Source organism: Streptomyces sp. NPDC008086 (assembly GCF_042957325.1).
Classification (GTDB): Bacteria; Actinomycetota; Actinomycetes; order Streptomycetales; family Streptomycetaceae; genus Streptomyces.
The window spans coordinates 1-17,289 of the sequence record NZ_JBIBIA010000003.1 but is presented as its reverse complement, the minus strand read 5'-3'; the positions used below and the strand labels follow the sequence as shown (position 1 = coordinate 17,289).

At 69.6% G+C, this 17,289-nt stretch carries 11 protein-coding genes and 2 pseudogenes; 8 read left to right on the top strand and 5 right to left on the bottom strand.

What is annotated here, in order from left to right; genetic code table 11:
* Positions 1–79: 79 nt before the first annotated feature.
* The 6 genes and pseudogenes from ACFZBP_RS10275 to ACFZBP_RS10250 all read left to right on the top strand — a co-directional run.
* Positions 80–484: pseudogene (locus ACFZBP_RS10275) on the top strand (transposase); the annotation flags it as partial.
* A 223-nt stretch (positions 485–707) separates the two neighbouring features.
* Positions 708–2,246 (top strand): LGFP repeat-containing protein, encoded by a 1,539-nt coding sequence (locus tag ACFZBP_RS10270; RefSeq protein ID WP_391411674.1) that lies wholly within the window; start codon positions 708–710, stop codon positions 2,244–2,246.
* A gap of 378 nt (positions 2,247–2,624) precedes the next feature.
* On the top strand, positions 2,625–3,890 hold the full coding sequence (locus tag ACFZBP_RS10265) for an AAA family ATPase (protein WP_391411672.1): 1,266 nt from the start codon (positions 2,625–2,627) through the stop codon (positions 3,888–3,890).
* Between the two features lie 100 nt (positions 3,891–3,990).
* A pseudogene (locus ACFZBP_RS10260) lies at positions 3,991–5,497 on the top strand (Mu transposase C-terminal domain-containing protein); the annotation flags it as partial.
* 85 nt (positions 5,498–5,582) lie between these two features.
* Positions 5,583–6,326, top strand: coding sequence for an AAA family ATPase (locus ACFZBP_RS10255; RefSeq protein WP_391411670.1), 744 nt, complete (start codon positions 5,583–5,585; stop codon positions 6,324–6,326).
* Between the two features lie 12 nt (positions 6,327–6,338).
* Entirely contained in the window at positions 6,339–7,439 is a 1,101-nt protein-coding gene (locus tag ACFZBP_RS10250; RefSeq protein WP_391411668.1) for a hypothetical protein, read from the top strand.
* 19 nt (positions 7,440–7,458) lie between these two features.
* Here the strand turns inward: ACFZBP_RS10250 and tpg (ACFZBP_RS10245) are convergent, their stop codons facing one another.
* A complete protein-coding gene (tpg, locus tag ACFZBP_RS10245) occupies positions 7,459–8,013 on the bottom strand; it encodes a telomere-protecting terminal protein Tpg (RefSeq protein WP_391411666.1) in 555 nt (184 codons plus the stop codon).
* Between the two features lie 265 nt (positions 8,014–8,278).
* Between tpg (ACFZBP_RS10245) and tap the strand changes: the two genes are divergently transcribed.
* Together tap and tpg (ACFZBP_RS10235) are read left to right on the top strand one after the other, a co-directional pair.
* Positions 8,279–10,498: a telomere-associated protein Tap gene (gene tap / locus ACFZBP_RS10240; protein ID WP_391411664.1), complete on the top strand. Its 2,220-nt coding sequence runs from the start codon at positions 8,279–8,281 to the stop codon at positions 10,496–10,498.
* 6 nt (positions 10,499–10,504) lie between these two features.
* Complete coding sequence (tpg, locus tag ACFZBP_RS10235; protein ID WP_391411662.1) at positions 10,505–11,062, top strand: telomere-protecting terminal protein Tpg; 558 nt, start codon at positions 10,505–10,507, stop codon at positions 11,060–11,062.
* A gap of 111 nt (positions 11,063–11,173) precedes the next feature.
* Here the strand turns inward: tpg (ACFZBP_RS10235) and ACFZBP_RS10230 are convergent, their stop codons facing one another.
* The 4 genes from ACFZBP_RS10230 to ACFZBP_RS10215 all read right to left on the bottom strand — a co-directional run bounded on the left by ACFZBP_RS10230 (position 11,174) and on the right by ACFZBP_RS10215 (position 16,774).
* Positions 11,174–11,770 (bottom strand): hypothetical protein, encoded by a 597-nt coding sequence (locus ACFZBP_RS10230; protein ID WP_391411660.1) that lies wholly within the window; start codon positions 11,768–11,770, stop codon positions 11,174–11,176.
* A gap of 188 nt (positions 11,771–11,958) precedes the next feature.
* Positions 11,959–12,738, bottom strand: coding sequence for a hypothetical protein (locus ACFZBP_RS10225; RefSeq protein WP_391411658.1), 780 nt, complete (start codon positions 12,736–12,738; stop codon positions 11,959–11,961).
* Between the two features lie 158 nt (positions 12,739–12,896).
* Positions 12,897–15,566 carry a Helicase associated domain protein gene (locus ACFZBP_RS10220; protein WP_391411656.1) on the bottom strand — a complete coding sequence of 890 codons (2,670 nt, stop codon included), beginning with the start codon at positions 15,564–15,566 and terminating at the stop codon, positions 12,897–12,899.
* Positions 15,563–16,774, bottom strand: coding sequence for a hypothetical protein (locus tag ACFZBP_RS10215; protein WP_391411654.1), 1,212 nt, complete (start codon positions 16,772–16,774; stop codon positions 15,563–15,565). The genes ACFZBP_RS10220 and ACFZBP_RS10215 overlap by 4 nt, the downstream gene beginning before the upstream one ends.
* Positions 16,775–17,289: the final 515 nt, after the last annotated feature.

The following is a 17,289-nucleotide window of genomic DNA, read 5'->3' as shown; positions in this document are numbered from 1 at the left end:
CTGGCTCGCCGGCCGCGGGGAGCAGGCCACGTTCGAGTACACCCGCACCGAAGGGGCACCGATCGGGTCCGTCGTGGATGTGCGCTGGCGGAATGGCGCTCTGCGGGTGAAGCGGATGTACTCGCGGTTCGTGGCCCTGCGGATCAGGCCCGCCGGACGCGAGATCCGCAAGAGAGCCGACGGACCCGAACTACCCGTGCGCTGGCTGCTGGCCGAATGGCCCGCCACCGAGTCCGAACCCTTGCAGTTCTGGCTGTCCAACCTGCCCGCCGACACTCCGCTGGCCACTCTCGTGCGCACCGCGAAGCTGCGCTGGCGCATCGAGCACGACTACCGCGAGATGAAACAGGTTTTGGGCCTGGCCCACTTCGAAGGCCGCACCTGGCGAGGCTGGCACCACCACGTCACCCTGGTCTCCGTCGCGCACGCCTTCTGCACCCTCCAGCGCATCACCCGGTCCCCAAAAGAGACGGCGCCGGCCTGAGCCTCTACAAGGTCGCCCGCGAACTGCAGCTACTCCTCGCGGTCTGGACCGGCGCCTGCCCCACGTGTCACCGCGACATGCCACAACTGATACCGACCTGACCAAGCACTACTAGAACCGGCCGGGAAATAGGCTCAATCGGGTAGCGCTCTCGGCTGGATGCTCCGGTCTACTACTGCGGGCGCCCGTACTCAGGGCGCGCTGTGATGACAAGGGGACCGTGGTGTTCAGACGCAGACTGCTGACGATCATGGCTGCGGTGATCGCGCTGGTGGGCAGTACCACCGCCGCCAGCGCCTCACCCGCCGCACCGAAATGGCGCCCGACCGCCAACCCGGAAAGCCACATCAGCGCAGGCAAGATGCGCTCGGACCGTGAGAGCGTCCCGCACGGGTTCAGCAAAAAGGACGCCGACAAGGCCGAGACCATGGAGGCGCGCCAGGCGGCCGACGGCGACTGCCAGGTGTACTGGCCCGCGCCGTATGAGGTGTGCGGCGCGATCCGCGACAAGTACAACGAGCTCGGCGGCCCGAACAGCTTCCTGTCGCTGCCCAACTCCAACGAGCTGACCAACCCCGACGGCTACGGCAAGCGCACCGAGTTCTTGAACGGACCGATCTACTGGTCCCCGCAGGGCGGCGCCCACCCCGTCGTCAACCACTTCTTCGCAGCCTGGGCCCGTAACGGCTACGAGGCCGGGAAGGTCGGCTATCCCACCTCCGACGAGATCGTCAACCCCGACGGCATCGGGCGACGCCAGCACTTCGAGAACTCCACCATCTACTGGAAGCTGAACGAGGCGTACGCGGTGGGCGGCGCCATCCGCGACAAGTGGGGCGAGGCAGGCTGGGAAGGCGGCTACCTCGGCTATCCCATCAGCGACGAGTTCACCACCCCCGACGGCCTGGGACGCGGCACTCGCTTCGAACACGGAATGATCTACTGGACCGAGGCCTACGGCGCGCACCCCGTCAGCGGCGGCTTGCTGGACAAGTGGACCCTGTCCGGCTACGAGAAGGGCCCCTACGGGTACCCCGTCGCCGACCAGAAGCCCCGCGGCTCCGCCTTCGACCAGGAGTTCCAGTTCGGCACCATGGGCTTTCCCACCGACCCGGCCGCCGGGACCACCCCCGAGGAAGGCGACACGGACCCCACCGTGGACGAGGAACGCCCGGTGACCCTGGACGACTTCGCCGCCGACGCCAACACCTCCGCGCCTGATCCCAAGACATCGGGCCAACTCGGCGACCTCGACGCCTGCGAAACCGGCATCTCCTGCATCACGGAGGGCGGCATCACCCCGGCCTCACTGAAGGACGAGGAGCCCGACGACCCGATCATCGAGGGCCCCGACACCCACGGGACGACCATCCCCGGCTGGTGCACCACCGCCCCCTGGGACGGCCACTGGCGGGTGAACCGCAAAAACGCCTGCGGCGTCTGGGAGAACCTGGAAGTGAAGGTCCACGACAAAAAGGGCGTCGAGATCGGGAAGATGCCGTTCGTCGTCAAGGTGGGCATCCTCAGCTCTCACAAGTCCGGTGAGATGAAGCAGGAATTCCGTATCCAATTCGGAACCTTCATCGGCAAGGTCGGCATCCCCACCCTGCGCTACACGCCGGCCTACCTGAGCCATGGAACCGGTGCCTACAGCATCGACGGCCCCGCCAGCGGATCGGTCATCAAGCCCAACACCACCAAGGCCATCGTGATCACATGGAAGGAGCAGGCCATGGCGGACAACACCGACGTCGGCGCCTGACAGTCTGCGGGGAAGTGTCAGCTGGGCATCGTCATCTGAATGTCAGTGGTACAGCCTCGGTGACCTGGTAGTTGGCACTGACGGATGGTGCTCACCTGTTGCTGACATGGGTGACGAAAGGCCAGGTTGCGATGTGCCGGTTTGGTGTCAGTGGTTGGGTGTCAGTGACGGTATGTCAGGTCGGGGAGTTTTTGCTGGCCGGGCGTTGAGGGTGGGGAGTGTCGCTGACATGGGGTGGTGTCCGCTGTCGTCGTGACTGCCATGGGGCGTTAGACCCTGCCTCGTGCCGCTGTCACGGGAACGGTACTTCTGATCCTTTTGCGGGGCGGGTGGGTTCACGGTGGTCTTCTGTCGGTGGGTGCGGCCGGGGAGGACCGGGTGGGGGAGTGGGAGCTTGAGGGACTGGTGTCGGTTTCCCGGCCGGTGTTGGTGGGGCGGTTGCTGGAGCTGGATGCGGCTGGTGGTTTGACGTCGGCGCATGTGCGGGCGGGGGCGCGGTTGGCGGGGGTGCATTCGAGGACGGTGTGGCGGTGGGTGGAGGCGGCGCGCAGTGAGGGCCGTGTGGAGCGTCGCAGGCGTTCCCGGTTCGAGTTGTCGCAGGAGGCGTGGGAGGTGCTGGCGCAGGCGGGCGGCAATGTGTCTGTCCTGTACCGGCATTTGAAGGATTGCGGGGACGGGGATGCGGGGGTGTCGCTGGCCTCGGTGTACCGGGCCGTGCAGCGGGAGCTGGCCGCGGGACGGGTGTTGCCGGACCGTGCCGTTTTGCGCCAGGAGCGGGTTGAGCGGGAGACCCGGCAGGCTCTGGCGGATCTCGTGGTCGCGGGTGCTGGCGTCGGCGCGCCGTCTGCTGGTGGCGGGGCTGGTCCGGCTGAGCTGATGCCCTCGTGGGAGGCAGCGCCGGTGGGGCAGGCGCCGGGCGTGGTGTTGCCGGCGGGTGCTCAGGCGGTGCATACGGCGTCGGTGCGTGCGGTGGCCGAGGCGGTGGGGCAGGCGATGGCGGCTGAGGGCGCTGCGTGTGTGTTCGGGGATGCGGGGCGGGGCAAGACGGTGGCGCTGCGGATGGCGCTGTCGGATCGGCCGGTGGGCTGGAGCGTGTCGTGGGTGCGGGTGCCGGTGCGCCCGTCGGTGTCGGAACTGCGGCGGGCCGTGTTCGAGGCTCTGACGTTGGCGGGTCGGTTTCCGCACCGTTCGGCCGAGGCCGATGAGCGGATCATCGGCGCCCTGGGCCAGGCTCGGGTGCTGGTGGTGGATGAGGCGCAGCGATTGCCGGTGCCGTGCCTGGAGTATCTGCAGTCGTTGTGGGACCACCCGCAGGCGCGGATGGCGCTGGTGCTGTGCGGGGCGGGCAGCGAGCGCGCGGTGGCGCGTCTGCCGCAGCTGGCGTCGCGGATCTGCGCGTGGCAGGAGGTGGGGCGTCTTGCCGCGGGCGAGGTGGCTGCGACGGTGTCGGCCTTTCATCCGTTGTGGGCCGGCGTAGCTGACGGGGAGGTGGCGTGGATCGACCAGTCGTGCACGCACGGTGTCTTCCGTACCTGGGCTGCCTTGACGACGCATCTGCAGAACGCGCTGCTGACCGTGCCGGACGCGACGGTGGACCGGGCGCTGCTGCGGTGTCTGTTTAGGCGTCTGAGTCCTCCGGCCTGAGTGGATGTGCGAGGAGGGGGAGATGGAAGACGGTGGTGCGGCCGAAGCCGCGCGGGGAGGGCTTCCGGAGGCGTCGCGTACCGCGCTGCGCGGTGTGGCGGTGCGCCGGCTGCTCGCTCTGCGGGTGCGGGGCGAGCTGACGGCCGGTCATGTCCGGGTGGCGGCGGATGCGCTGGGAGTGTCGGAGCGCACAGTGTGGCGGTGGCTGGCCGCAGCCAGCCGCGATGAACGGGCGGCGGACGAGCCCGGCGCACGGGCCCCGGCCAAGACGAGGTTCACGATCACGCCTGAAGTCCGTGGGCTGTTGGCGCTGTGGAAGGGGAACGTGCGGGCGGTCCATCGCCAGCTGGTCCTCCGCGCTGCTCGGCAGTCTCCTCCGGCAGACGCACCGTCGCTGACGACGCTGCACCGGGCGATCCGCCGTGATCTGACGCCGGGGGAGCGGGCCGGGCTTGCTGGTGGGGAGCGGGCGGCACGCAAGCACGATGTTTTCCTGGCCCGGCCGCGTGGCTGGCGTAACCAGGTGTGGGAGACGGACCACATGCAGGCGCCGGTGCTGGTCGATGTCGATGGCAAGGCCCGCAGGCCGTGGATCACCTGGTTCACCGACTGCGCGACGAACGCGATCACCGGTGTCGCGGTCACGCCGGGTGATCCGTCGCGGGAGTCGGTGCTGGCCGCGCTGCGCTCCGCGGTCCTGCGCGAGGAGCCGTACGGTCCGTTCGGCGGTCGGCCGGAGAAGGTGCGTGTCGACCGCGGCAAGGACTTCCTGTCCAGGACGGTGACGGCTGCGTTCGATCTTCTGGACGTGACGGTGGAGGATCTGCCTGCCTACACCCCTCACCTCAAGGGCACCGTGGAGGGGTTGAACCGGGCGGTGGAGAGCATGTTCCTGGCCGCGTTGCCCGGCTATGCCCGCCAGCCGCGCCCCGGCAAACGCGCCTCTCGTCCGAAGGACGAAGTGCTGCTCGGCTTCGAGGACTTCACCGCCCGGCTGCTGGCCTGGACTTCGTGGTGGAACACCGAGCACCGTCCCGCGCCGTTGCGGGGCAGGACTCCGCTTGAGGCGTGGCAGGACGATCCCACCCCGCTGCGGGACGTGCCTGCGGCAGATCTGTGGACGTTCACCCTGGAGGACGCCGGCACCCGCACGCTGACCACCCGCGGCATCCGCTTCAGGAAACGCGACTATGTGGGGCCGTGGATGACCGGCCAGGCCGGGATCCAGGTCCGGGTCCGCTTCATGCCCCACCACGATCACCGCATCGAGGTCTACCACGCCGCCACCGGCCGCTACCTGGGTCCCGCAGAGCTGGCCGACCAGGCCACCGAGGAACAGGTCAGCGCCGTACGAAGGGCGCGGGCCGCCCGCGCCCGCCGCCTGAAGAAGGACTTGGAGGCTTCCCAGCGCGAGCGCTACGCCGCCGTGAACCAGCCCGAGGCCCCCCAGCGGCTCGGCGCCCTGACCACCGCGCAGGCCGAGGCCGAACTCGCCCAGGCCGCCGGCACCAACCTGTCCGATCTGGCGATGCCGGACCTCATCCCGCCCGCCGCGCCCCCAGCCGACTGGCGCACCCCGCCATCCCTCGTCACCCGGACCGCGCCCGGCCGGCCTGCTCCCGTCCCGTCCGAACCTGCCCCCGGGCGTGTGCCCGGATCGACCGCTCAGACCACTGAAGACGGAGACGCCTCGTGACCGCGGCCACCTACCAGTACGTCGACTTGCCCGATGCGTCCGTGGTCACCACCCGCGCCCTGCTCACCGCCCGGGAGAACATCACCGACACCGTCGCCGCCCGCGCCATGATGTGCATCCACGGCGGCGCCGGCTTCGGCAAGACCCTCGCCGTCAACACCTGCCTGCGGGGACTCGAACCGCACGAGGATGTCCGCAAGATCACCTTCCGTGCCCGTCCCACCGCCCGTGCGGTGCGCTACGAACTGTTCACCGCGCTCGACCTGGCCGGTGAACCACCGCGCCACCCCAGCGAATTCGACCGCCTGCTGAAAACCGCCCTGGCCGAACGCCCCCGCACCTTCCTCGTCGACGAGGCCCAGTGGCTCAACGGGGAGGCATTCGAATACTTCCGCTACCTGTGGGACGAACCAGCCACCCAGCTCGCGATCATCTTCGTCGGCGGCGAGGGCTGCCACACCGTGCTGCGCCGCGAACCGATGCTCTCCTCCCGCATCTTCATCTGGCAGCACTTCACCCGCCTCACCCCCAGCGAAGTCCTCGAGGCAATCCCGCTGTTCCATCCGATCTGGGCCGACGCCGACCCCGATGACATCACCTTCGCTGACAGTCACGCCGCACACGGCAACTTCCGCGCATGGGCCCAGCTGACCGCCCACACCCGCACCGCCCTGGCCCGCACCGGCCGCCCCCGGGTGGACCAGGAGCTGCTGCGCTGGGCCTTCAGCCGCCTCGCCTGACACCACGTCGCCATGCCGCCCGCCGTGCCACCGTCCGTCGCCGTGGTCCTCGACCCAGGCGACGACGCGATCCACACGCACACCGCCCTGGCCGCCCACCATCCGCCGTCCGGCCGGATCACTCTGCACCCCGGCCCGGGCACCACCAGTGAAACCGGCCTCGCCCACGACCTTCTCGCCGCCCTGGGCAAAACACCCCTGCTCCCGGGGCGTTTCCCCGCCGGCCGTCAGCCCGCCTGGGAAGCCGTCACCGCCTGGATCACCGCCCTGCCCGTCACCCGGCTGACCGTCCTGCGCGCCCACCGCCTCACCGCCCGCCGCACGATGCGCCTCCTGCAGTTGCGCGCCCTCACCGGTATCCACCTGACCCTGGTGTGCCACCGCCCTCACCTGCCCGCCGCCCTGCACCAGGCTCTGCAGACGGCCGACTACGCCATCACCGCCGACTTCCAGGCCGCCCGCCGCCACTACTACGGCACATCTGCCGCCGAACCTCCGCCTGCGGACGCGCCCGCCCAGCCGACAGATCGGTGGCTCACCCTGCCCGCGCTGGACCGCCTCGTCTCCTACGACAGCCCCACTCCCTGTACCGCGCCGTGCGCACCACCGCCGATCGTCTTCCGGCACCGCCCGCCACCCGCACCTCTCACTGGTCAGACGGCCCGGGAAGTTGCCCGGCGCCTGGCCGCCGCGACCGCCCATCCCCGCCTGGCCGCCGCTCTCGCCGCCGCGCTCTTCACCGGCGCCTCGTTCCAGCAGCTCGCCACCGCCCGCCCCGGCGACTACGACGACGCCACAGCCACCCTGGCCCTGCATGACCGCGCCCGCTACACCGACGGCTGCGCCTCGCACCGGGTGCCGCCGTGGGCGCGCGTCTTCCTGAAGGCCGCCGTGTGCTTCGCCCGGCTCGCGCCTGGCCAGGACCAGCATCTGCTGGCCGGCCCCCACGACCGCGCCCACCTGCTGCGCGTGGCCGAGGGCGCCAGGCTCCGCCCGCCCCAGCCGCCCGCCGACCAGCGCACCGGCCGTATCCAGTGGGACTGGCGCGAACGCAAGGAAGCACAGCGCTACGACGGGATGCTGACACGGCACCAGATCCCGCCCTCGCGCTGAGCCCGAACCTGGTGCACGGTCAGCCGATGGAGAACTCGGCGAACTCCACATCGGTGAAGGCGATCCCGAGACCGTAGGCACGCAGGCCTCCGTCCCGGAAGTAGGCATGCCCCAGCGCCCGGGCGAGGATCACCATCTGCTGCTGCTCGCCTCCGCCGGCGTCCCGGGCGGCGAACAACTCGCGGGCCACTTCTCCTGACAGGTACTGGGTGATCAGCCGTACCCGCGGATCGTCCGACGATCCTGCCGGAGCGGCGAATCCGAACCGCGCCCTGGTGTGGAGGACAAAGCCGTCGGCCTCGGCTCGGGCCCGCTGGCGGGCGCGCACCCGGGGCTGCCACCGTGCCCTGACGGCCTCATCTATCAACCCCGCATGCACAGCACTGGGACGGCGGCGCATTCCCGGACGGGTGGTGACCCACCTCTGTACCGTGCGCTGGGAGATTCCCAGAAGGACAGCCACGTTCTTCGTGGAGCCCTTCTCCGTCTTGAGCAAGAAACGCACAGCGGCCTCACTCGTAGGCACGGGACGGGTCAGCAGCGCTCGCTCGAGCCCCCTTACGATCTCACCCATGCCCGCCCCCGAGCGTTCTCCACCGCGATGGCTGGTGCACGGCGGCCGTCTGCTCTCCCAGATCTCTCACACCAAGCCGCTCCCCCGGCCAGTTCAGGCAAAGCCAAGACACCACCGCAAACCCTCGGCTAAGGAGCCTGAAGCAGCCGAAGCCCGAGGGCGCCCTTTCCGGGGCAGCCGTGCCACCAACCTCCGTTTACGGGATCCGTACGCGTTTGGTACGCGAAAGGTGCGCTTCACGCTAGGGTGGGGCAGGAGGTGCTGCATGTCCGAGCTGTTCGACGCGGTCGACGCGCTCATCGCGTCCCGCTCCCCGTTGCCGCCTCCGGCGGAACGCAAGCGGCTGCGCCAGGCGCACGGCCTGACGCTGGACGAGGTGGCCGCCGCACTGCGGGTGCGGCGCGCGACGGTCAGCGGCTGGGAGGCCGGCAAGACCGAGCCGCGGCCGCCGGAGCGCGATGCATACGCCCGCATGCTCAAGCAACTCGCCCAGCTCTACCCCGCAGGCGCTCCGGTGCCCCCTGAGGACACGGCGATCCCCGAGACGCCTGCCGTCCCGGCCGCTGCGCCATCGGCAGTTGAACCGGCCCAAGCCCGCCCCGCACCCACAGGCCCGGCTGCGGAGCCCGCGAACACCGCACTGCGCCCCGCTGCCCCTGCGCCGGTACCGCGCCCGGCGGCCCCGGCCAGGCCGACGTCGCGGCGCCCGGCCACGAAGAAGGCCGCCCCCGCCAGCACCACGGTGGGCGGCGCCGATCCGCGTTTCGAGCACGGTCCGCTCGCGGTTGTCGACGTTGCCGACGGCCAGGTGCTGGCGTACTGCGTCGCCGGCCTGGTCCTGGACGTAACCGCGAAGTCGATCCCGGCCCTGGTGGAGTGGACGCTTGGCGAAGGGCGGTTCGGCCAGCCGAAGTTGTCCGGACCGGGCAAGGACGCCGACCCCCTGATCGTGCTGACCGAGGCCGCGTGCGAGTACTACGGCCTGCCCGTCACGCTCACCCAACAGGAGCGCCTGGCCGGGCGGCTGCCGGAGGGCCACAAGGTCATCAAGCAGCTGACGCGCGCGCACTGGCAGCTGACCAAGCGCGGGTTCGGGCCGTGGGCGCGGATCTACCGTCCCGCGCAGGGCGCGGAGCGATCCTGCGTGCAGTTGTGCATCCCGTCGTGGGACGCGCTCGACACCCGGCACTGGGCAGACGCGGGGCAGCTGCCGCCGGCGGAACTGGCCCGGCTGCTGGGCACGTATGCGGCCCGCGTGATGACGCCGCGCGGATCGACCGCCGTGACCGGTCTGGAGCTGATGACCGCCCTGCACCCGCCGACCCGTGCCTCGGAACCGGACGCGGACGGCAGGCGGCATTCTGAGCACAACCCCGGTTCGCTGGGGAAGGATCCGGTGGACTGCGCGCCGTGCGAGGCCCCCGACGGGCACCCGGTCCTGGCGGACCTGCCGCGCTTCCACCAGCGCACCCCGGCCGAGGTCCTGGTGGAGGAGGCGTACGACTGGGCACGCCCGCTGACCGACGCCGAATGCCTTCGCCCTCACCTGGTGGGGATCGACGTGAACATGGCCTTCGCCGCCGGCGCGAACGGCCTCACGGTCGGCCTGGGCGCGCCGACGCGCGTCAAGAACCCCGTCTTCGACGCGAAACTGCCCGGCTCCTGGCTGGTCGACCTCAGCCACGTCGACCTGTCCCGCGTAAAGGTCGCCAAGGACAAGCGGGCGGACCTGGACGGCGAGCTGCTGCCGAGCCCGTTCACGCCGAAGGGCGAGCGCCCGACGGGGCCGGCCTGGTACGCGACGCCGACTGTGGCGTACGCGGTGGAGCTCGGTTACGACGTGCGCCCCATCGAGGCGTACGTCCGCCACGACAACGGCCGCTACCTGGACGCCTGGTACAACCGGCTGCGCGATGCCTACCTCGCCACGATGGCCGACCTCGGGGTGAGCGCGGACCTGCCGCCGCAGGAGTTCCTCGCGGCGATGGACGGCTACCGACAGCGTGACCCCGAGCTGGCGATCGTGGTGTCCGCGATCAAGGCGACCGTGAAGGGCGGCATCGGCAAGCTGCGCGAGCGCCCGCGCGGGGAGGGCTGGAAGCCCGGGCAGCCCTGGCGGGCCCTCGCCCGGCCCACCTGGCGCCCAGACATCCGCGCCGCCGTCATCTCCCGGACCCGGATCAACATGCACCGCAAGATCGTCAAGCACGCCGCCTTCACCGGGCAGTACCCGGTGGCCATCCTCTCGGACTGCGCCGTCTACGCCTCCGACGGGCCATCGCCGCTGGACTTCCTGCCCTACCGGGACGGCAAGCCGCTGCCGGGCGGCTTCAAGCTCGGTATCAACCCGGGCCTGGTGAAGTGGGAGGGCACCCAGAGCGTGCTGTGGGGCGAGGGCATCCGCGAGCAGTTCAACGCCCCGGAGCTCAACCTCGCCCGGTACATCAAGGACGGCACCGTCACCAACGTCGACAACGGGGAGTAGCAGGCGATGAGCGTGTTCGGGGACGGCCTGGACGCAGCGGTACACAAGGCGTTCACCCGCCCGCCGCCCAAGAGCGCGCCCGCGCAGATGCGCTACCTGGTCAAGCAGCTCAAGGGCACCAAGGCGGTCGCCCAGATGCTGCGCATCTCCCAGCGCACCGTCGAACGGTACGTCAAAGACCAGATCAAGAAGCCCCGTCCGGACCTCGCAGCCCGCCTGGAGAACGAGGTGAAGAAGCGGTGGCAGCCACAGATCCGCGCCAAGGCGCGACAAAAGGCGGCCACCACCGGCGGCATCGTCATCGACACCCGTGCCCGGATCGGCTACACCGCGCCGATCGGCACGACGGACGAGGACCGCCTCCGGCACCTGACGGTCGCGCTGCCGCCCCGCTACGCCGCCCGCCTCTTCAACGCCCAGGAGCAAGGCGCCACCGATCAGCAGCTCCAGCAGATCGCCGCCGAAGCACTCAAGGAGGTGTACTTCCAGGACAACGGCCGCCGCGCCGGCCAGCTGGAGGAGGTCCGCTTCACCGACATCGAGCACCTTGAGTTCGACCTGTAGATCTCGAACAGCCGCGAGCCCCGTCGACCGCAAGTGACTGAGCACTTCAGATGGCGTTTGAGCATCCGAGAACGGCGAGTCTAAGCGTCAGGGCTGGCGGAAAGACCGTGCCTAATCGACGGCGATCACGGTCCCGGCGAGCTCGATGAAGGATTCCAGCTCATCGTTCATCTTCTCGGCCGAGGAGCTCCAGGTTGTCGGTTGCGCCGGGGGCTCCCCTGCGCCCGCTGCCCGAGCTCGTTCATCGGCAGCTTGGCGGAAGTCTGCCGCCGCGAAGATGAGCCGCTGTGCAGCATCAGCCACACTTCCGGGACCTTCCAGACGCACGATCTGGCACTTCTGGAAAGCCTCGTCATAACGCTCGCCCAGCGTGACGAGGAGAGCTTCTACCTGGGCTGCCTCTTCTGAGGTCAAGCTGCGGCTCACAGGCCAGGGAATCGCTCGGGACAGCGGAACGATCATGTCGCGCAGCCTCTCGTACGCGACGATGCAGTCCACGTAAGACTGACGCCTCAGCTCGCGGTGCCACTTGCTGAGGTCGCGGGCCGTTTGAGCCTCGGCCTGCCCCCTTGTGGCCCGCTGCACCATGCTGTGGCCGGCGAGCGCGAAGAGGCCCGCCACCACTACACCAACGAGCGGCCAGACCGGCGTCCAGTCGAAGCCTGTGCCCTTCCCTCCAGCGGCGAGGGCAGCCCCTATCGAGTTCATGGCGGAAGTGTGCTGGTTGCCTGCCCCAGTTGGCGAAGCCCGCAGATGAAGGGCACAGTCACAAACACCGGTCACCGTCTGACGTGCCACTCCGGGGCGCGTGGGCGATGCGGACGCCCGAGGCATCGAAGCTCGCAGGATGGACGTCCTGACCACGGCCCGCTACAACGCCTGGCGCAAGCGGAGCGCTACTGAGTAGGGGGAGCTGGCGGTTCGCCGTTGTTGCTGCGTGCTTCCCTCTGCTGCCGCATCAGGTCTCTCCTGTGCTCGTGCTCGGTCCGAATGGCAGGGGCGTTGGCCAGCTTGTAGCTGTCTGACAGAGCCTTCACCGCATCCTGGATCTTGCCGAGTTTTTCTTCGATCTGTTTCGTCGGCCGGTTCTTCATCAGTGACTCCGCCCAAGTCCCGAAGTCGACCACGTACTCAAGAGACTCCACGCTTCCGCTGGGCCCCTCGGATTCGACGGTGAAGGTGTAGGCGGTGGGCAGGTCACTGTTCTCGAACCGGTCCTGGTTGTCTAGGAGGAACTCGAGCCGCCGCCCAGGCGGCAGCATGGGAATGGTGCGGGACAAGGCGCGTTGAAGCATCTCCGTCAGGTCGTCTCCCCACCCGGAGACCAGGGGCGGATCGCAGGAGACACGCACGTCACGGGCCACGGTCGGGCCGATGTTCTCGATGACGACCACGAGGGTCCCCGAGGTGGGGTCTGAAGGCTGGATGTCGACGATCACGTACGGCTCGTTCTGCTCCCGATGGATGCGTTCTGCCAGCGCCAACTGCTCGCGGTGCAGACGTTCTGCCTGTTGAAGTTGCTCATTGGCCACACGTACCTGCTCGTCGGCTGCACGGGCTTGCTTCTCGGAGTGGCTTGCCGAGGCCGATGCGGTCCTTGCCTGCCAGATAGCGATGGCCGCGGCGCCCACCGATACGGCGCCCGTGCTGAGTGCAATCCAGTCTCCTGCGTCCATGAGGCGAAGCTAGCGGGAGGGCCTGACATACACGGGACGGCTCCCTCGATCACCGCCGCTTGCACAGACTGGGACGGCACTGCATCCCTTGGCCTGGTGGCCCACCACTCACCCTGCGCTGACAAAACCTCCCGGGCTCTCTCCGTGCCGGACAGGCATCATGCCCATTCGATGCCCAACTCCGTGAGGGCAGTGCGCTGTTCGGGGGTGAGTTTGTCGCGCCTGGTTTTGGTGTTGGAGACCCACACGCCGAGCTTGATGGTCACTGGCTCGGTCTCGCCGTCGATCGTGATCTGTTCGCTGTGACTGCGGGGTACAGGCCGGTGGGCGCCTTCCCGCTCCACCCACTGCGCGAGGGCCGCAAGGCCGCGCTGGAACGCCTGCTGTGGCTTGTTCGGGCCCTTCGTCGTGCGCCTGGCCAGTGGGACGGGAGAGGGCGCCTGGAGCGGTTTGATGCCCAGCGTGGACAGCCGTTCCTGCTGCTCGGTGGACAGTTGCGCCCAGGTGCCCGGCTTGCGTTGCTGCTGGAGCCATCGTCCGATGTCGTCGCCGTCCATGAGTACGCCGGGTGCGATGTCGGGCAGGCTGCCGTCGGCGTCGACCAGGTCGGCGAGCACGCGGTAGTGGCGCTGCCAGTCCAGTGCCCATGGGCAGTCCCAGTCCGGGTCGATCGCCGCCAGCTGCGCCGCGCGCACGGCGGCCCGCTCGGGGTCCTTGCCCAGGCCGTTCTTCGCGCCCTTCCGCCGGAGGTTGGCCATGTACTGGCCGACGGGCACCATCGCCTCGCCCTCGCCCCACACCTGGTCCTGACGGGGGGCGAGATGCCCGGTAGCCCGGTGGAACGAGCGCAGCGCGGCGAGCTTGTTCTCCCATGCCTCTTCGCCCGGCTCCCACACCATCCCGGCCTCGGGGGCGTCCAGCAGGGTCTTACGCCGCTCCTCCAGCTCACCTGCCCGCAGGGCCTTCCGCTGCTGGTGGACCCATCGCCCAAGGGGAAAATCCTTCGTGACCCCGACCTGGGTCTCTGTGTCGTAGGGCACGGCGTATAGGCCGGTGATCTCGTTCTCCTTCCGCCAGCGGATGAGGGCCTGGTAGCCCTCCAGCCACACCAGCGACTCCGGCCGGTAGACCCGGGTGCGCAGGAAGGCCGCGATGGTCGCGGCGTCGCGCGGGCTGGAGAAGTGGAGCAGGGCCGCTTCGGCGGCGGCCTGCGTGTCGTCCTCCTGGTCCTCGCCGTCGCCCTCGCCGCCGGCCCCGACGATCTGCCCGTCCTCGTCACGCCGGACGTGGACCTTGCGCTTGCCGCTGGTGAGCGCGCGGGAGGCGAGCTGCTCGACCAGGCGCTCATCGTGGCTGCGCAGGCCCTGGAGCACGGCCACGAGCGGCTTGAAGCTGGCGGAGGCGACCATGTCGGTGGGGTCCTCGCCCGGCTCCAGGAAGACCGGCACGATGATCCTGGCCACCTTGGTGGAGCCGTCGCGGTTCAGCCTGAGGGCGCGGCCGATGTTCTGCACGATCTCCACCTGTGAGCCGCGGGTGTCGGCGAAGCACACGGCCTCGACTCCCCGCTCGCCGGTGATGTCGACGCCTTCCCCGAGCACGCGAACGCTGGCGAGGAACGCCCGGTGCACGCGCCGGTTGTTCGCGTCGATGCCGTTGGCGAACTGTCGGATGGCCTCGCGTCGTTCGGATACGAGGTGGTCGCCGCACAGCCACGCCGACCACACCCGGTCCGGGGGTACGTGGCGGCCGGCCTCGAGTTCGTAGAACTCCGCGTCGATGGAGGACTTCGGCAGCTTGTCCGCGGCGGCCAGGTCCTCGTCTGACGCATCGTTGAGGTACAGCTCGGCAGCGGTCTCCGGCATCTTCTCCGCGAACGCGGCGGCTTCCTCCACCTTCTGGTGGAACGTCATGACCGTACGGAGGTTGTACGCGGCCGCGTGCTCCAGGAGCGCGGTCTGCAGCAGCGCCAGGCGCCGGCCCCGCTGCGCCTCCTCCGATTCCCCGAGGACCGGTGAGGGGTCGCGGATCTCCAGCACGTCGATCTCGAACCCGGCGAGGATCTCGCGTTCGATCGCCTCCGAGAGTCCCAGCTCAGCCAGCCACGGCCCGTAGGTCTCGGAGTCCTGGCCCATGGTCGCGATCTCCAACTCCTGGCCGTCCGCGCCCTTCTGCGGCCGGGGCGCGGCGAGGATGCGCGGGGTCGCGGTCAGGTACAGCCGAAAGTCGGCAGGAATGCGGGCGTTGTCGTGGATCGCGGCCCACGGCCTACCAAGATCACCAGCGGTTCCGTGGGCCTCATCCACGATCGCGAGGTGGAAGCCGTCCATCTGCTGCCCGTAGAGCCGCTCCCCGCCCGCCAGGGCGGTCTCCAGCGGCCCGCGAACCTTCCGCTGCCCCATCGGGTCGTCGAGGTCCTCGCGGTCCACGAGAGAGGCGTACGTGGCGAACACGATGACCGGCCCGTGCGCGGCCCACAGGGCGAGCTGGATCGGGTTGGTGGTGGTGCGCACCCCGAGCTCGTTCAGCACGGGGTCGTTCTCCAGCGAGCACACGGCGACCATGGGGGAGCGGTGACCGACCGCGCGCCACGCCTGGGCGGTCTGCACGAGCAGGTCCAGGGTCGGCACGGTGACGAGGATCCGGCCCTCGGGGAAGCACTCCAGCGTGCTCGCGGCAGCCATGATCGTTTTGCCTGAGCCGGTCGCTGACACGATCGTGCCACGGGCACCCTGAGGGGGTACGGATGACCTTGCAGGGAATACGACCCACCTACGAAAGGCCGACTTCTGGTCGAGCTGGTGTTTCTTGAGCGGAATCCTGCTCATCGCCCGTCCCTTTCCCCGGTGTCGTACAGCCAGCTGTTCTGAAGCCTTTCGAGCGCGGTTTCCTCCTGGCCGTGCTTCGCCCAGATCCCTTCGAGCCAGAGCGGGGATGTCTCGATCCTCTCGCACAGCACCAGGAACCCGGGCAGGTCGATCAGCACGAGCTCGCGCGCGAACATGCCGCCGGGCCCGTAGCGGCGCCACAGCCGCTCCAGCCGCGCCCGGTGCTCGTGCAGGTACGCCTCCAACGCCTGCGGGTAGGTCTCCCGCTCCGCCATGCGCATGGTCCGCAGGGCGACGTCCACGAGCTCCCGCGCCGACTCCCTGTCCCACTGCTCCGCGCTGGTGCCGGTCACGGCCGCGTAGTGCTGCTCGCAGACGGCGAGGACCTGCTCGATGAGCTCCGCCGGGGCCTCGCTGTCCTCGTCATCGCGGGGGCGCCGGCCTTCGGCTTTCAACAGACGCACGGAGGGCCGGGCGTCGGCTTCCACCAGGTCCAGGCCGTGATGGGCGAGGTGGGCCAGGAGCAGGCGGGACAGGACCTGCCCGTCCCTGGCGTGCAGCTGAGCGTGCTCCTCTCCGCTGTCGGGGGAGACGATGGCTCGGGTGAAGACGGTGTCGAAGAAGAACTCGGACAGGACGTCGACCAGCTCGGGGTGTGCAGAGGCCGACTGGTCGTCCAGGGCGGCAACAGCGGCGTCCATGACCGCAGTGAGGAACCGCCCGCGAGCGGCCTGCAGTTGACGAGCCTCGCTCTGCGGGCTCTCCTCGACAGCCTCCACAACGCGGTACAGGCCCTGGTCCCCGTACAGGCCACCCGGCTTCTCCTTCGCCCGGCGCACCTTTGCCACAGCCTCCTCAACGGACCGCGCGTAGGTGTAGTTCGTCACCACCGAGGCCCCGGGGTGAGCCGGGTCGGTCCGCTGCGCCACGATCCGATAGCGGATCAGCCCGGAGTCAGACTCCACCGCCCCACCGCTCTCGCCTTCCTGACGGTCCTGCAGCGCCTGGCGCCAGCGGTCCGCCTGCGCGTCGTTCTCGGGGGAGTAGACGTCCCACGCGGTGCCGCCCATCAGGGTCCAGATGCGCCGCAGCTCGTTCCGCCGGACCGCCGTCAGCCGATCCTCCGTGCTGAGCGGTCCAGGCCGGCCGTCACGGTTTTCCAGGCCACCAGCAGCCACATACCGCTCGTGGATCTGCTCCGCCGTCAATCCGGTAACCTCACGTTGGATTTCCTCCCGCGCCTTGAGGCGCATTTCGACACTCAGCGAATTCAAGTTGTCTCCCGGTTTCTAGCCCCGCCTGGGTGGTTGGGGGTGTCCCGTGTTTCCGCCAACGGTACATGGTGCATCAACCTGATGCACCCACTACACTAGAACCCGACACGAACGAGCGCCCCCACCCTCGTAGCCAGCCCAGCCCGCGACAGCGGGCCCCAAAGGACTGGAGGCGCAGCCGACAGGCCGTCAGGGCGAGGGGAGCGCAGCGGACCCGCCCGGGAGTGCGGAGCACTCCCCAACTCCCCTATAAGAGGCCCCACTAGCCGCGCGTGACACTCCGTCAACCCGGCGGCCGCGCAGCGCGCGCCGCACCGGACGCGCAGCGGCCGGCCCCACCGGATCCCGGAGCGCAGCGCAGGGATCCGCCTCGCGCTGCGAGGGCAGCGGGAGCGCAGCGACCGCCCCCCCTTGCATATCGCGCAGCGATATGATACCCGCTCCGCGGG

Coding starts and splice junctions, on each gene's coding strand:
- ACFZBP_RS10250 (WP_391411668.1), top strand. CDS start 6,339: ATGCCGCCCGCCGTGCCACCGTCCGTCGCCGTGGTCCTCGACCCAGGC.
- tpg (WP_391411666.1), bottom strand. CDS start 8,013: ATGGGTGAGATCGTAAGGGGGCTCGAGCGAGCGCTGCTGACCCGTCCC.
- tap (WP_391411664.1), top strand. CDS start 8,279: ATGTCCGAGCTGTTCGACGCGGTCGACGCGCTCATCGCGTCCCGCTCC.
- tpg (WP_391411662.1), top strand. CDS start 10,505: ATGAGCGTGTTCGGGGACGGCCTGGACGCAGCGGTACACAAGGCGTTC.
- ACFZBP_RS10230 (WP_391411660.1), bottom strand. CDS start 11,770: ATGAACTCGATAGGGGCTGCCCTCGCCGCTGGAGGGAAGGGCACAGGC.
- ACFZBP_RS10225 (WP_391411658.1), bottom strand. CDS start 12,738: ATGGACGCAGGAGACTGGATTGCACTCAGCACGGGCGCCGTATCGGTG.
- ACFZBP_RS10220 (WP_391411656.1), bottom strand. CDS start 15,566: ATGAGCAGGATTCCGCTCAAGAAACACCAGCTCGACCAGAAGTCGGCC.